At 65.6% G+C, this 14,048-nt stretch carries 15 protein-coding genes; 6 read left to right on the forward strand and 9 right to left on the reverse strand.

The genetic code is table 11. The features are described 5' to 3' along the window. Positions 1-130 precede the first annotated feature (130 nt). Positions 131-715, forward strand: coding sequence for a helix-turn-helix transcriptional regulator (locus KZX46_RS10435; RefSeq protein WP_219776516.1), 585 nt, complete (start codon positions 131-133; stop codon positions 713-715). Between the two features lie 262 nt (positions 716-977). Here the strand turns inward: KZX46_RS10435 and KZX46_RS10440 are convergent, their stop codons facing one another. Continuing rightward, a complete protein-coding gene (locus KZX46_RS10440) occupies positions 978-2,510 on the reverse strand; it encodes a TM0106 family RecB-like putative nuclease (protein WP_219776517.1) in 1,533 nt (510 codons plus the stop codon). A gap of 433 nt (positions 2,511-2,943) precedes the next feature. On the opposite strand from KZX46_RS10440, the gene KZX46_RS10445 reads away from it, so the two are divergent. Continuing rightward, positions 2,944-3,309: a hypothetical protein gene (locus tag KZX46_RS10445; RefSeq protein ID WP_219776518.1), complete on the forward strand. Its 366-nt coding sequence runs from the start codon at positions 2,944-2,946 to the stop codon at positions 3,307-3,309. Next, positions 3,306-3,617: a hypothetical protein gene (locus tag KZX46_RS10450; protein WP_219776519.1), complete on the forward strand. Its 312-nt coding sequence runs from the start codon at positions 3,306-3,308 to the stop codon at positions 3,615-3,617. The genes KZX46_RS10445 and KZX46_RS10450 overlap by 4 nt, the downstream gene beginning before the upstream one ends. Positions 3,618-3,955: 338 nt before the next feature. Here the strand turns inward: KZX46_RS10450 and KZX46_RS10455 are convergent, their stop codons facing one another. From KZX46_RS10455 to KZX46_RS10475, 5 genes are all read right to left on the reverse strand, one after another. Next, positions 3,956-4,465 carry a hypothetical protein gene (locus KZX46_RS10455; RefSeq protein WP_219776520.1) on the reverse strand — a complete coding sequence of 170 codons (510 nt, stop codon included), beginning with the start codon at positions 4,463-4,465 and terminating at the stop codon, positions 3,956-3,958. Further along, the gene (locus tag KZX46_RS10460; protein ID WP_219776521.1) at positions 4,462-7,173 is read right to left on the reverse strand and encodes a TrbG/VirB9 family P-type conjugative transfer protein; all 2,712 of its coding nucleotides are present in this window, start codon (positions 7,171-7,173) and stop codon (positions 4,462-4,464) included. Before KZX46_RS10460 ends, KZX46_RS10455 begins: the two co-directional genes overlap by 4 nt. Next, a complete protein-coding gene (locus KZX46_RS10465) occupies positions 7,170-8,552 on the reverse strand; it encodes a hypothetical protein (RefSeq protein WP_219776522.1) in 1,383 nt (460 codons plus the stop codon). Before KZX46_RS10465 ends, KZX46_RS10460 begins: the two co-directional genes overlap by 4 nt. Positions 8,553-8,728: 176 nt before the next feature. Next, complete coding sequence (locus KZX46_RS10470) at positions 8,729-9,088, reverse strand: hypothetical protein (RefSeq protein ID WP_219776523.1); 360 nt, start codon at positions 9,086-9,088, stop codon at positions 8,729-8,731. A 149-nt stretch (positions 9,089-9,237) separates the two neighbouring features. After that, complete coding sequence (locus KZX46_RS10475; RefSeq protein ID WP_219776524.1) at positions 9,238-9,471, reverse strand: hypothetical protein; 234 nt, start codon at positions 9,469-9,471, stop codon at positions 9,238-9,240. A 53-nt stretch (positions 9,472-9,524) separates the two neighbouring features. Between KZX46_RS10475 and KZX46_RS10480 the strand changes: the two genes are divergently transcribed. Continuing rightward, on the forward strand, positions 9,525-10,214 hold the full coding sequence (locus KZX46_RS10480) for a hypothetical protein (RefSeq protein WP_219776525.1): 690 nt from the start codon (positions 9,525-9,527) through the stop codon (positions 10,212-10,214). Between the two features lie 59 nt (positions 10,215-10,273). Here KZX46_RS10480 and KZX46_RS10485 read toward each other — a convergent pair whose 3' ends face one another. Together KZX46_RS10485 and KZX46_RS10490 are read right to left on the reverse strand one after the other, a co-directional pair. Continuing rightward, positions 10,274-10,486, reverse strand: a complete 213-nt coding sequence (locus KZX46_RS10485) for a hypothetical protein (RefSeq protein WP_219776526.1) — start codon at positions 10,484-10,486, stop codon at positions 10,274-10,276. Between the two features lie 2 nt (positions 10,487-10,488). Further along, positions 10,489-10,848: a hypothetical protein gene (locus KZX46_RS10490; protein ID WP_219776527.1), complete on the reverse strand. Its 360-nt coding sequence runs from the start codon at positions 10,846-10,848 to the stop codon at positions 10,489-10,491. 544 nt (positions 10,849-11,392) lie between these two features. Between KZX46_RS10490 and KZX46_RS10495 the strand changes: the two genes are divergently transcribed. Together KZX46_RS10495 and KZX46_RS23240 are read left to right on the forward strand one after the other, a co-directional pair. Then, the gene (locus KZX46_RS10495) at positions 11,393-11,857 is read left to right on the forward strand and encodes a hypothetical protein (protein ID WP_219776528.1); all 465 of its coding nucleotides are present in this window, start codon (positions 11,393-11,395) and stop codon (positions 11,855-11,857) included. Between the two features lie 528 nt (positions 11,858-12,385). Then, positions 12,386-12,517, forward strand: coding sequence for a hypothetical protein (locus tag KZX46_RS23240; RefSeq protein WP_255615440.1), 132 nt, complete (start codon positions 12,386-12,388; stop codon positions 12,515-12,517). A gap of 425 nt (positions 12,518-12,942) precedes the next feature. Here KZX46_RS23240 and KZX46_RS10500 read toward each other — a convergent pair whose 3' ends face one another. Further along, a complete protein-coding gene (locus KZX46_RS10500; protein WP_219776529.1) occupies positions 12,943-14,022 on the reverse strand; it encodes a medium chain dehydrogenase/reductase family protein in 1,080 nt (359 codons plus the stop codon). Between the last annotated feature and the right edge of the window lie 26 nt (positions 14,023-14,048).

The following is a 14,048-nucleotide window of genomic DNA, read 5'->3' on the forward strand; positions in this document are numbered from 1 at the left end:
TCGACGGCGTCATCGACCGCGATCGTCTGTGATGTCCGCTCCGACTTTCGGATCCGTCCAGGATCCCGTCGTCTCGCCGGTGGTGTCGGTGATCTTGCGTGCATCCGACCGTTGTAAAATGGGAGCGGAAATGCGACTGCAAACCCGACCAATGATTCCCTCTCGCCTCCCGTTCTTCTTCCTGCGCGATCTTCCGATGGACATCGGCGCGAGAGTCTTGAAGGCGCGCATGGCATCGGGACTGACGCGCCGGATAGCCGCCGCACGCGCCGACATTTCCTACGGCACCCTTTCGCGGATCGAGGTCGGAGCTCAGCGACCGTCGCCGGCGACGCTCCTGGCGATCGCCGGAACGTGGGGTGGGGACCTCGAGGACCTCGCACCCGTGTGGGACGAGGTGCAGGTGGAGATCGAGAACTCCGGGCTGTGGAGTGCGGGTCCCTCGATCCGCACCATCCGGATTCAACGTGGCCTCACGCTGGAGGCGCTCGCCGAGGCCGCGGGCATGGTGCCAAGCACGTTGTCGAGGTTCGAGCGGGGGATGCACGTTCCCAGAGGAATCGCCGTCGTCGGAGATCCCGACCACGGGGCGGACGACAAACATGATCTCGTTGTGACAAGCGCTGCTCTAGCGAAGGCGCTCGGCTATCAGTCCGCCGCGGCACTCATGGTCGCTTGCCGTAAGCTGCTCGAAGAGCAGGTGACGGACTCGTGAGCCTTTCACGGCCGTCATACAGCTTGGGGAGGCGACCCCTGTTGCCTTCCGTTCCCTCCTTCGGGTCGCCCCGACACGCGTCGCACCATCCGAACCGGAGTCGACGTGGCCGCCATGCGCGGGCCTGGTCTTAACCTCGGCGACGACCTGTCGACAGGCGTGGTCGACCAACGGAGTGTCGCGCCGCGTCTTCGTCCGGCGGCCTGGACGGATGCTCACCGCCCTGGCGATTTGCCAATACGACGACCGGCTTTCTACGGCGTCAGGCATCCCGATGATCCGGCGATGAGGCAGTGCCGCCCTCTGCCAGCGCGGCTCCGGGGGCGAGGGGGAGAGCGCGGATTCCATCCAGCAGGACTGCCGTGGCGAGGCAGTCGTCCTCATTGTAGTCCGCGATACGCTGTCTGATCGCGTCGTCCCCCGTCTCGATCCATCGGTGATACCATTCGATCGACGCCGCCCCACTGGGATCGGTGTCCCGCCAGGCGAAGCCGAGAAACTTGGCGAGCGTCTTAATCGAATGGTTGTGCGTGGGCCACTCGGTCGCCTTGGTGACTACATCCAAGTAAAGGTCGACTGAACGGGGAAAAGAGAACAGGGCTTCTATCGCGTCGGCAGAGCATACTTCGGGATATCTGCGCTGGAGTTTGCGGTAGGCGGTGCGTTCGTAGGGCGAATAGTAAAACACGGTCGCCTCGGGTCGGGCGGCGAGATAGGCCATCGCCTCAGCGAAGGCGGCGCGTTCACCTGCGGCGTCGGGCGTCGCCGCTATGCAGGGCGTGAAGTTCGTCACGCCGGGGGCGGACGCTCTCCGCTCGACGAAGCCGTGCATGTAGACCACGTCGCGCATCGGGTCGGCCTCGATGTCGAACATGATCTCGACGTCGGTCTTCGGGATGTCGATCGGCCCGCGGAGGTGGGCGACCGCGCCGGGTGTGGTCAGCAAAACCGCACGCCGATGGAACAGGCGCAGCCGGTCGGACCCGAGCCCAGGCACGACGGTTTTCCTGCCACGGACGAAGGTCTCCGCATCGCAGGCCGCGAAAGCCGCGAGGTCGCCGGCGACGTCGCCCATCGCGTCGCGCAGCTTCCGTCCAAGCGACGGGATCAGGCTGAGGTCTCCGACCGCCGTCAGCTCGGACTTGCATAGGGTACGCCAGTGGCACAGGCCGCAGTCCGCCGACATCGCACCCCGGCGGGCTGCGCCGGCTGCGGTTGCCCGCACCTCGTCGCGGACCGTTCCGTAGAAGCGCCACCAGGACTCCGTCGTCCGCGAGCTGCGCATCGCCGACAGCTCGTATCGGACGCGGCGGCCACCGGGATCGAGGATGTAGGCGTGGCGGCCCGCCGAGACCCCGAGTTCCTCGAGTGCATGGCAGTAGTGCGCGACCTGGACGGCATATGACGCTTTGGGTCTCCCCTCGACCTCCCCTACGCCGTCGTCCGCCCGGCCCGACTTGACGTCGGCGGCGACGTATCCCCCGTCCTCGCGCAGCAGGAGATCGGGTTCCCCTAGAAGATCGCCGATGCGGAGCCGGCCGCCGAGCACAATCTCCGCCCCTCCGGCCATCGCCTCGAGCGTCAGAGCCTCGCGCTCGGCGGGTTCAAGCCCGCCGAGCCGGACCGCGTCGTGCCCGACTTCGGCGAGTATCCTGGCCTCGAAGGCAGCCCCCTGCTCCCAGAGCAGCCGCACGAAGGCGCTGACGGGATCCCGCGCAGCGGGATCGCCGCGCAGATCCAGTTCGACGCGGCGGGGGCATGCGACATGATCGTAGAGATGCGATGCGGTGATCATTCGAACTCCTGAGAAGAACATGGCTGATAGATTGTTCTTATCATCGGAACAAACAAGTCAGTCGTTCGCTCCACTTCCATGATGACCCAATCGACCTTCCCGATGCAACACCAGGTCCGGCATCCTCGCCGGATCGCCGGGAATGTCGGCGTCTGGCTCGTCGTCGCCGGTCCTGCATTGATCGGGCTGTCCCGTCACCTGAGCTTGATGCCGCGCGGTCATCGTCTGTCCAATGCGACGCATGGAGACCGGCACTGCGTCTCCGAATTTGTCGCGCGGACGGCGGATCTGTCGCCATCGGCGCCATGCCGACGCAGCGCGCCCGCTCCTCGGCACGCGCGCCCCAGTCCGCCCCTGCCCGGATGCGACCGTCCGCCACCGACGCCGACCGCGCGGGGGCCACCAGATCGGAGTGACCACAGTGGAATTGTTCATGGACGACGGCGACCCCGCGATCGATGAGATGCGGGCGGTAACCGCACGCTGGCGGACCCTCTGCGGAACGTGGATGATCACACCGGCGGAAGCCGTCGCGATGCTCGGCATGGCAGGTCCCGACGAGACTCCGTTCCGCCGAGAGGAGGACTTGGACGGGGTCCACGTCTCGGAAAGGCTGATGCGGCTCTTCCTCGACCTTGGGGATCTGCTTGCGAACGGGCCGCTCGGACCCGCAGGGCAGGCGAGGTGGCTGCGGACGCCGTCGCACTTTCTCGCCTACTGGTCGCCGCTCGACGCGATGTCGGGCAAGCCCGAGGCGGTGCGCTGGTTCATCGACACCTTCGCGGAGTTCCGGCGGTGACCGTCGCCGGAGCCGCCGCGATGTATTTGAGCACGTCGGCCGCCGCCGACGACGAAGAATTCGCGCTCTCCGACGGGGCCGTCTCGGCCCACGACCGTCTGCGCCGCGAACGCGGTCATGGCTGCATCCCCATCGCGAGCGTCTACGCCCTGGTCCGTTACGCCCGCTGGAACCGCGGATCCGGACATCGCTCTGGTGGCCGTCGGCGCCGCGACTGCGAAGTCCCTGACGCCCACCGATCCGGTCCGTCGGCGCATGGTCTTTGTCTTGCGACGGGCGGGGCGGGCGACGCCGTCGGCCGTCGCTGATGGCGCGCTTCACTCTTTCGTGGCGGCAGGTGCAGCATGGGCCGACCGAAACGGGCTTTGCGCACCGCATGGCCTACGCCCACGGAGCTGCCGCAGTCCTCGACATCGCGGTGATGTTGGGCGCCCGCGCCTGGCGGCACGAATTCCGGCTGCTGCGCGGCGCGTCGGAGGTCTTTACCGATCTCCACAGAATTCAGGACTGGACGCGATCGAAGGCGGAACTGCCGGGAGCGGCGCCTCACCACATGTGGCGTAGGGATTTGGAGCGAGACCTCGCAGCCGACCGGCTGCTCGAGGCTTTGCGGGCTGGCGCCGCGCCAGCGGTCGCCGCGGGGGTTCTACCGAGGGCGGACGCCGACGCCCTTTTTCGTTTTGCCCGTTGCTCGCTGCGGCGTCCCGACCTCTAGGATCAGGCCGATCTCCGGGGGCCGGACGCCGAGCTGCAGACGCCGGACCAGCTCCTCCAGCTCCGCGATGCGTCTCCTCAGGTCGGCGATGGTGCGCCTCTGCTTCTTCAAGGTCGCCTTTTCGCGCTCGTCCCGAACCGCGGGCACCGACGGCTCGGACGGGCCGACCTCTGCCTCGGCGGGCATGGCTTCGACAGCCGCCGGATCGCGCCACTGGGGATGGCTCCTGCCGGTGACGCGCACCCACTCCCGCCGGGCCCCCAGCAGAATGCCGGTCCGGCGTTCGACGACGGATTCGCTGATGCCGGTCCGTTTCGCGACTGATGACGGCGACGGCCATTTGCCCCGCCGCGCCATCCCCATTGCCGCCTTCCTGATCGCGTCGTCGCGTTCGCCCGTCTTCCGGGCGCGGACGCCTTTCGGTTCGCGGCCGCCCGTCATGCCCGCTCCTCGCGGCGGCCCCGCGCCATGTTCGACCGCGCGGTCGCCGACCGCTCGAATCTCGCGCGCAGGAAGCCGGCCTCGAATTGCCGGTTCTGCTCCGCCGACTGCTGCGCGTAGTAGATCCACATGTCGGTCCAGCCGTGGTTGAGCGTGAGACGGATCATCCAGCCGGGGACACCGTCCTGCAAAGCGGCGTTTGCCCCGAGGTGCCGAAGGTCGTGGAACGTGATCTTGCCCCACCCCGGAAGGAGGAACTGCAGGAAATGGGAGAGGAAGAACGGCGACAACACGCTATCGCCATAGGTGAACACCCACCCACGCTTGTCCGGGCGCTTCCACGCCTGCGCCTCCTTCATGGGGATCTCCGGCAGCAGGCCATCGGGAAAGCCGCATCGTCTGCAGGTCATCGCGACGAGCTCGATGACTTCAGCCTGGTGCCCCGTCCCAACGGGAAACCACGACATGACGTCGTCGACGACCGCGCCACGTTGCTTGTCGTGGGCGAGGAACCCGGCCGTCTTCACACCGCTGAGTGTGCGCACCTCCCAGCCCCCACGATCCTGGGTCTGCTGGATCCAGGCGGTCGCCCTTGAAAGGTTCTCGATGACCGAGGAGAAACCGAGATGCGCGAACCGCAGCGCATGTTCGAACGCGTCAAGGTAGGCCACGGTGCGGTGTTGACGCATCGATAGGCGCCATATCTGCATTTGCTTCCGCGTTCCGGTGAGAAGCCCGTATTTTTGCGCCATGATGCCGGGAAGTCTTAGCTCCTGCAGCACCGTGAAGCGTTTTTGGATCACGCGGTCCGGAAGCGATGCGGGGCGCGCCATCAGACCGAGGCGCCAGCATTCGACGAAAAACGGCGCAACCGGCGTGCTCCCGGAGAGGCTGTACGTGCTGCGGTACTCGTGGATGAAGGCGAGTGGTTCGCCGTTGATCCTGGCCTTCTCTAATTCCGCGATGGCGTCATCGAGGCCCTCCCGCTCCTTGCGCGCCGACGTCCTGCTTCTCAAGAGCCGGTGATAGGCGAGCGGGTCCCATACGCGCCAGACGCAAACCTGCTTTCCGGGTAGCAGAAGGCCGCGCCGTCCGACGATCGTGAGTGGGACCGGAACGTCGATCCAGTCGGCTGCGTCAATCGCCTTCTCGGCCGACGCCAGCGCCCTGGTCGTCATGACGACTTGCTCGAGATTGAGATCGGCGGCGAACTCGATCTGGGAAAGCCTGCCGGCATGTCGCAACACGCGCGATTTCCTGTTCTCACGTGATCGCACCGCTAGCTCGCCGCCGAGACGGTTCATCCGGGCCGTGAATACAGCCGACGGCTCCGCCGGGCAAAATCTCCGGAGCCCCAATGCGTCGTCGGGATCGTTATACCGAATGTAGCGGCGCAGGATGTTAATCAGGAGACGAAGCGCGCGGAGGATCTCGAAGCGCGTGTATTCACTAAGATGGCCGCTTGCGGGGAGAGCGAGCAGGTGTTCGGCCATTTTCTCCACGTTGCGGGAATCCTGAAGATCGATCGGCAGACCGGCTTCAATGGCCATGCGTTCGAGAAAAGCGACCTGCTTCAGAGTGCGATCGATTTCGATGCCGCGAAGCATGTAGCGGGGAGCCACGGCGCAGAACAACGCGGCAGCTGGGGCCATTCCACCCATCATCGAGACCGTCGTCCGAGCCTTAGCCGACGCGGCGACATAGATCTCTGCATCCGCATAGCAGGTCTGAGGGAGGTTGGAGACAAACGGGAAAGCCTCTAGGAGGTCGTCCGGCGTCATCGACGTGCCGCCCTGAAGCCGCATCCGGGCGCGCCGCGATGATTTCGCCCGCGCGTGGAAGTATTCGACCAGCTCGTCACCGCCGCGGTCAGGTAGCGGCAACCAGCCGTTGACCTCGGAGCGGCTGATCGTTCCGACCGCAAGGAGGCGCGCAAGCACCGCGTCGAGGATCGCGGGCGGGTGCGGATGGTCCGACGCCACACGGGCGGTGGCCCGCAACCTGTTGTACTTCCGCAGCTGCCACGTCCTTCGGGGCACAAGCGCGTCCGCCCACGATAGGACTCTGTCCTGGATACTCGTCCCGAACACCAGAGCGATGTACCGATCGCGGCGGCTGAAGCCGGTGGTGTGGCGACTGGGCTTCCAGCGTCTCTGTTCGCCCGCCGGCGTGAGTATGCGGGGGTCGCGTCGGGGATGGGTCCAGCTGCATGCGATCGTCACCTTGGTCGGGTGACCCACCAGCCGCAGGCGATATGTCCGGCGGTCGGTGACGATAGCCGCGTCGTCACTTATCCTGTCGTGCATCGGGCGCACGCGCACGCAAACCCGTCCCTCCGAATCGTGTCCGTGGGTGTCCTGCAACCAGGACCCGGGTCCGCCGAACTGCACCATGATTAGCGTTTCGCCGGGCTCGAGATAGAGCCGGCTCCAGATGCCGGTCGCGACGCAGACGAACGTGGTTTGTCCTTGCTCGAACAGTCGTTCGACGATCCGGGCATCGCGAAGGATGCCGTCCGTCAGCAACGCCGGTAATATCCTCTCCTCGATGCCGAGGAGCTTGTTCGCCAGCGATACCCCGACCACGATCCACTCCCCCACGGTCGGCTCGATGACGAGGTTCGTTTCGCCGCTGCGGTCCCACGGCGGCAGCGATCTCGCGCCAACCGTGATCGGCGTCCGCGGTGCGATTTGACGTTGAATAGTCATGCAGCCTCCATGCGCCGGACCGGCAGCAGCATCAGAAGCCGTTCAGCTTCGGACAGCTCGAGCCGACCGACGGCGATCGGGAGGTCGACGGCTCGGCGCCGCGCCTCGTTTCCGGCTCGGCGTTCGCGGATGCGTCGCATCTGGGTCTCGTTAGCCAGGCGCCTCATCAGCGCCGCGGCGTACCTACTCGCCTGGTCCGTCTTGAGGCTGAAGCTCCGGCATACCGAACGGCAGGCTTCCAAGATCTCGGCGTCCGTCCGGCATTCCGCGACGGCCTGCTCGAGTTCGCGGGTGATTTCGGCGTGCCGGTACCAGTGGGGCGTTGGCCGCCGCGCCGAGACATCGGAGTGAATCAAAAGCCCGCGCGACCCGTCCTCGTTCTCCCAGGCCTCCATGGCCGGCCGGAACCAGTGCCCGTTGAAGGTGCGATGCTGGTGGAACCCGCCCCGGCTGTTGGGGAAGAGTGGTATCGCCCGCAGCGCAGCCTTGTCGCCCGCCGTGGCCAGTTCACGGAGGTGGTCGATCATAGACCTGCCGCCGTCCTTGGGATGCGGCTGGGCTTCGAAGCGCCTGATGATGTCCGAAAGCACGTCGGGCGCTAGCATTATCTTCTTGGCGTGCTCGTCCGCCTCGAACTTGTTCGTCGTGTGGACGATCTCGCCGAACCCCCTCAGAGACCAGCCGAGCGCATTGGCCCATGCCGCCTCGCGCCAGCGGCAGCCGTTCTCCTCGAGCACATGGCAGATCGCGACGATGGTCGCGGGACAACCATGCTTTACCATAGCAAGCGTCATCTTCTCGGCACAGCCCGAGGGATTCTCGATGAGCGGCAGATAGGCCGTGCGCGTCGAGGTCTTGAACCGGAGGCCGGCGTTCAGCCAGCCGTAGCTCGTGTCGCCGTGGCGGGTCCTCCAGCTCTCGCGCCGGTCCTCTTCGCTCTTTTGATGCCATCCCGGCAGCTCGATCGGGTTCTCGGCGGTGCGGCCGCCGACCTTTAGGCTGCCGCACAGCTGATGGAATTGGCGCAGGATCGTGACCTTTTGCTGCGCATGGACTGTGGACTGCCCGTCGGGCACCCGGAGATCTAGCTCGTGCTCGCAGTTCGGCTTCCTCGAAGGCACGACGGGGACGCCAGTTGAGAGGAAGTAGGCCTTGACGCGCTCGACCGCGTCGTCTGCCGACTCCTCGAGGACCATTCGCGGATGCTCTCCCGGGAGGTGCTCGAAGTTGAGGTAACGTCGCAGGAAACCGAGGATGCGCGACCGGTATTCGATCGAGACGTCGGCCGTCATTGCCACCAGCACCGACGAGAGCGCCAGCGAGTAGCCGTCAGGTTCGATAACGTCGCCGACGTTCGAAATTATGAAATGAACGCTCATATTGCTAGGGTATAGTGCTAAATCGCACTCCGCACCAGTGGTCGACTTTTGCGGTCGTTCGATTGTCCGGATCGCTCCTGCGGAGGTGTTGAAATCAGAGGGGGTCGCAATTTGTGAAACACCATCCCCGCGATAATTTCAGTGCTTCTAAAATTGTGAGGGGGTCGCTTCGTGTGTTACACGGTCGATGCGGCAACGTTACGATCCCGTTGAGCATCGCGGAGCAGAGGATGGACACGGATGTGTTCGAGGTGGATCAGCCGCGGCCGCATGGCTCCCAGGAAGCCAGACAACCCCTCCCACCCGGCAAGCAGCGGGTCGGGGGATCCCCGCTCAATGGCGATTTCGTAGAGAACCAGCAGGAACGTCGCGACCACGTCGGTCTGGCATTTGGTGGACTTCCGCGGCAGCGACGATGCGGCGATCCCGCGCGCGTCGAAAGCGCTGATGCCGAACCCGGCGCAGGCGTCCCTCAGCGACGGGGCGCCGTCGCGGCGGTCCGCGCGTTGCCGCAGCATTACGTCGAAGTGGTCCATGGCCGACGCCGCCGCGATGCCAGGGAGCCCGAACATCCAGTGCCGGGCGCATCTACGCCGTAGGACTGCAAGGTCATGTGCCCGGCCGTTATAGGTCGCCACGACCGCCTTCCGGTCAGCTAGGCTGGAAAATTCGTGGTCGAGCCGCATCAGCAGGTCGAACTCGGAGTCAGGGGTCCGAACGTCCGGAGCGAGAACGACCGCCAAGTGCCGTCGGGCTCCTCGGTCGCGACAAGGATGCAGGCCGTCTCGATCCGCTGGAGAGCCGACGGCATGCCGTTCCCCTTGTAACCCGCCGCGGCCGCGGCCGCCTCGTCGAGCATGGTCTCGACGTCGAAGGTCACCCAAGTGCGAGGCTGGACTAATAGATGGTGCGAAGTCACTATTCGAGATCCTTTCGGTGGGCGATGGTCGTTGGCTTTGGACGGGAGGCGAGATGTTTAAGATCGGATACCTGGAGATCGAGGCGATCGTCGCGGGGATGTGCGGGGTCACAGAGGGCGGCACTATCCGCCGCCGTTTCAAATATCTGCAGAGGATGGGCTTCCCGCCGAGGTCGAACACCGGACGAGGGCGACGGGCGATCTTTAATCTCGAGCAAGTTCTGCAAGTGGTGATGGCGATCGAGCTCATGCAGGTCGGTGCCGGCCCGACCCGGGCGATCCGGGTCCTGCGCACGAATTGGGACGAACTGCGTCCGGCCCTGGCGCTTGGATGGCTGGTGGCCCGGACCCCTACGCTGGCGGCGCTCCGCGATCTGCTGATGATGAACGCGGGTTCGTTCGAGGATGTCGGTAGGGCCGAGGATCCTTACGAACCGGTGCTGCAGCCCTTTAGGCCCGTGCCCGCGATCGACGTCCTCGTCGGATTGACGGGAGGTGCGACGACGACGCGGGTGATCCTCGATCCCGCCGAGTTGGCTGTCCATCTCATCCTCCATTCCGGTAGAAGCGACGCCGGCTATTCGGCGGACGACCTCGACGAGGCCTTCGCCGATCTCTGGGCGTCCTGCCGGGAGGTTGCGCCCGACGACTGGATCGCGGACGCGATCAGCCGCGACCGGCTCGGCGAACTCGAGCGCGCCGTCGAGGAGGTCGTCCTCCGGACCGCCGACCCGAAGGCTTGAGGGTCTGCGGTCGGTCGCGCTTCCAGCCGCAGGGAGGCGCGTGACCAGGCGAGGGGCGCCTAGCGGTGGTGTGAAGCTCCCGTATCGGGGTCCATGTCGCTCGCCGCAAAACGACGCTTCAAAAGCCACAGACGCGGCGGCTCGGGCGCGAAGCCGGCGAGCACGGCCTCGAGCTCCTTCGAAGAGATCGCGGCGGCCAGCATCTCGGAGGGAGGCTGGACGAGACCCGCACCGGCCACGGCCGCGGCCATCGCAGCCGCGTCGTCGTCCACGATCAGAACCGTCTTCGCCGGGACCTCCGCGGTTCCGGACAACCGCCAGCGGGCCGGTCCGGTGGACTGCGGGCGAGCACGAGTTGTTCGACCGCGTATACCGGCAGGCCCCAGAGAAACGCGAGGCTGGTGGCGGTGGTCGAACCGCGGCGTGCGGCGACGAGCGCCGCGATGTCGTGCGCATCCCACTGGCGGTGCATACGGGAGGGTACGCTCGTGGCGGGCACGACGGCGAGCGCCATGCCCGGACCGAGGATGAGATCGAACAGCTGCTGCTGCTGCAGCGCCGCAAACGGCGCGGCGAGGAGAGGCCGGGCTGCGTCGCGTTGCGGCTCGACGGTGGAGAACAGTTGAGCGAACAAGCGGTATCCGTCGACGTTATCTGATGCGAGGCGGTCCGTCGTGCCGCCTAATCATGTCGGGACCGGCAGCGACTTCGACGGCGTGGGAACGCGCTACCGTAGCGTCTCAGCGCAGTCGACGCCTATCCCGGTATGCTCGCGGACGTGCTCCGCCCGGGCTGGTCCGACCCCGACGTCGGCAAGCTCGCCGGAGACAACGTGCTCCGCGTCATGATCGCGGCTGAAGGGATAGCAGCGGCGATTAAAAACGACCCGGTCGGATCCGTAACTCTGTCCATGGACCGCGGGAGCGCATTTCAATCTAACAGTTCAATCGGACCGGTTTCTTCTGTCCGGTAGTTGAACTGATTGATCGGTAGCAAGGAACGGCATCATGGCGTTGTGGCCAACTCGACTTTCAACGTGGTTCTTCGGTTCGACCTCGGGCGGAAGTCTCAGCATCCCTGTGAGGAAGATGGCGTCGGCATCGGCTGGGCGCCTCGTTCTACCGATGACGAGGAGCGATCGGCTGGACCCGGATGGATACCCGGACGAGAGGATCTCGTTGACCGGCCTGGGTGTCGGGGTCAGCGTCGGAAAGACGCTGGAGGCGGTTCAGCTCCCCAACCGCAAGAGCCCGCCGAGCCTCGCGGGAAGCACGAGCGGAACACCCGGAGGTGGAACACGGGTATTGGTCAATGCCGACGTGCCTGACCCGGTCCCCGCGTCCTATTTTGATGGTCCATGCGTGATCGGAACTGCTGATCTTCTTTTCGGTCATATGGATAAGAACACCGCCGTCGTGATTATCTTCGACAGCTACGTTCTCCAACGACCCTATGCGGTGCCGGGCTTGCCGAAGGCGGTCGGATTCATCCAAGGCCTCGGGTTCGCCAGCACGCTCGCGGGAGCGCAATTGGGCGCTCAGCTGTTCCTTCTTTCACGGGATGAAGGTCCACCCGTGCCATTGCCCTACGCGGACGGCGACCAGGCGCCATACCAGAACGCATTGGGCAACCTGCTCCATTAGAGACGATGTGAACGAAGCACTCGATGGCTACCGACTTCGGCGCTCGAGGGCGGACCAGGCATGTCGTATGGTGCATCGGTCACGATCTCGCTCTTGGCGCTCGACTGCTAGCGTTCAGCCTGGTTATGCAAGGCACCGACCTGAGCGCTGTCGCCTTCGTCCGTCGACAGGGTCCTCGTCACGGCCGCACGGTGTCGGATCGTAGAAGCGGATCAGGCGGGTCCTCCGCATCCTGCGGCTGGCGAAGCTCGGTCGTCTTCAGCGTGCAGCGGGTCCCCCTATATTCGACGATCTGTTCGCGACGCGGCGAACTCGCAGCGGTCGGATTGCCCGCTGCTTCGTGCTCGTATTCAGAACGATGTCGAATGCAGACGAATATAAGGGTCAGCTGACCTGCAGCTCACACTGCCGCGGCGCGTTCGAGATCGAAGAGGTCGATCTGCATCTGTTGAAATAGTTCGGCGAGAGCCGACGCGCCTCGGCTCGCGCCGTATTCTCTTTCGCTTTCGCTGAGGATCGCCGGTCGTCATGGGGACTGATCCCAATGGCGGCAATGACGCGGGCATCATGACGTCGTCGACCGACGATGCCGTCGATTATGTCGGCCGTCGACTGAAGACGCTCGACAGTGTGCGCTACATCGCCGGACGTTCTGCCTGACATGTCCGAACTGCGGCGCGTCCGTCGACTTGATGCGATACCGCTGTGGTGGCTGTTCGTCCGGCGCGGTTGGGACGACGACCTGCCGCGCGCGATCGGCCGGCTGCGGTGCGAGGCCTGCTATTCCGCAGGTCGTGTCGTCCGCCCTCGCTTCGTCGTCACCCCGAGCAGCCGGAGGGCTAGCAGCCCCCGTATCCGAGCGAGAATGAATGGATGAGGGTTATGTTGCGCTACCGGTCGTGATCGACCTGACGCTGCTTCCGCTCTCGCGATGCACCTCGGTTCAGGCTCACGTGATCACAGACCCGGGCGCTGAGGAAGTATCCCAACCCTTTTCGCTTCACCTCGACCACGCGGGCAGTCGAGACCGGAAGCATCCTTAGTTCCCTTCGAGATCGATCGAGGTGACGATCGACCCGGCGGTCTCAGATCCGCAGCACGGTCCTTGCGAAGGGACCGGCGGTAGCGGCGGCGTTGTCGATCGCTTCGGCGAGCGCGTCGAGCGGGAACTCGGACACCTCGTATCGATGGAGATCGAGCACACCACTCCGCGCCAGCGCGACGAGCCGTCCGACGGCGTCGCGGGGATACATCCATTGGCCCTTGATCGTGATGTTGTTTCGCATCAGCCAGGGGTAGGGGAACACGAGCTCGCCGCCGCCGCCCATGCCGACCCCGCCCATCAGCGAAATCCTTCCGCCCGGACGGACCGAACGGATCGCGGCGAGGACCTGCGCCTCTGAAGCCTGCGGCGGCAGAATGTCGAAGACGACGTCGATAGGACCCCTCGCGGCCGTCCGGATGGCGGCGGTGTCGGCATCCTGGTCGCCGGTCATGCGTGCCGGCCGGACCCTGCCGCTCCCCTTGGCCACGAGCGCATCCAGGACGGCTTCGTTGCGGCCCGTCGCGACGACGCCGGCCGCGCCCATCGCCAGCGCGACGGCCACGGCGGCGCTGCCGAAGGCGCCCGTGGAGCCGTTCACGACGACGGTCTCGCCTGCGGTCAGGCCGACGCTCGACAGACCTCCGTAGGGGACGAGCATGGTTCCGAGCGTCAGCCAACGACCGGCGTCATCGGCATCGATATCGCCGATCGGCACCACGTTCTCCAGCGGCAGACGCAGTCTCTCGGCCCAGCTTCCGTTGCGATATTGCCTCTGGAGCGGCAACGCCGTCGGGCCGTTCGCCGTCAGCCCCTGCAGCGCTATCGCCGGAAGTCCCTGGGAGTCGCGGGCCCTGATTGTCGGATCGCAGTAGACCCAGTCGCCGACCTTCAGCTCTGTAGCGTCGGGCCCGACGACGCTGACCCGGCCTATCGCGCCTGTGCCGGGCACGAATGGGAGCTCGAACAGCATCGGCCGCTCGCCCGAGAGGACTTCGTGAGCGTAGGCCAGCACCGGGGCCGCGACGACGTCGACGACAACGTCGCCATCGCCGGCGACGGGATCGGGGACGACGACGACCGCCGGACTTTTGCCGATCCGTTCAAACAAGGCCGCCTTCATCTCGATTTATCTCCGCAAGCCAGGAC

This window comes from Polymorphobacter sp. PAMC 29334 (assembly GCF_019431245.1).
In the GTDB taxonomy this organism is placed as follows: domain Bacteria; phylum Pseudomonadota; class Alphaproteobacteria; order Sphingomonadales; family Sphingomonadaceae; genus Polymorphobacter_B; species Polymorphobacter_B megasporae.

Coding starts and splice junctions, on each gene's coding strand:
- KZX46_RS10435 (WP_219776516.1), top strand. CDS start 131: ATGCGACTGCAAACCCGACCAATGATTCCCTCTCGCCTCCCGTTCTTC.
- KZX46_RS10440 (WP_219776517.1), bottom strand. CDS start 2,510: ATGATCACCGCATCGCATCTCTACGATCATGTCGCATGCCCCCGCCGC.
- KZX46_RS10445 (WP_219776518.1), top strand. CDS start 2,944: ATGGACGACGGCGACCCCGCGATCGATGAGATGCGGGCGGTAACCGCA.
- KZX46_RS10455 (WP_219776520.1), bottom strand. CDS start 4,465: ATGACGGGCGGCCGCGAACCGAAAGGCGTCCGCGCCCGGAAGACGGGC.
- KZX46_RS10460 (WP_219776521.1), bottom strand. CDS start 7,173: ATGACTATTCAACGTCAAATCGCACCGCGGACGCCGATCACGGTTGGC.
- KZX46_RS10465 (WP_219776522.1), bottom strand. CDS start 8,552: ATGAGCGTTCATTTCATAATTTCGAACGTCGGCGACGTTATCGAACCT.
- KZX46_RS10470 (WP_219776523.1), bottom strand. CDS start 9,088: ATGGACCACTTCGACGTAATGCTGCGGCAACGCGCGGACCGCCGCGAC.
- KZX46_RS10480 (WP_219776525.1), top strand. CDS start 9,525: ATGTTTAAGATCGGATACCTGGAGATCGAGGCGATCGTCGCGGGGATG.
- KZX46_RS23240 (WP_255615440.1), top strand. CDS start 12,386: ATGGGGACTGATCCCAATGGCGGCAATGACGCGGGCATCATGACGTCG.
- KZX46_RS10500 (WP_219776529.1), bottom strand. CDS start 14,022: ATGAAGGCGGCCTTGTTTGAACGGATCGGCAAAAGTCCGGCGGTCGTC.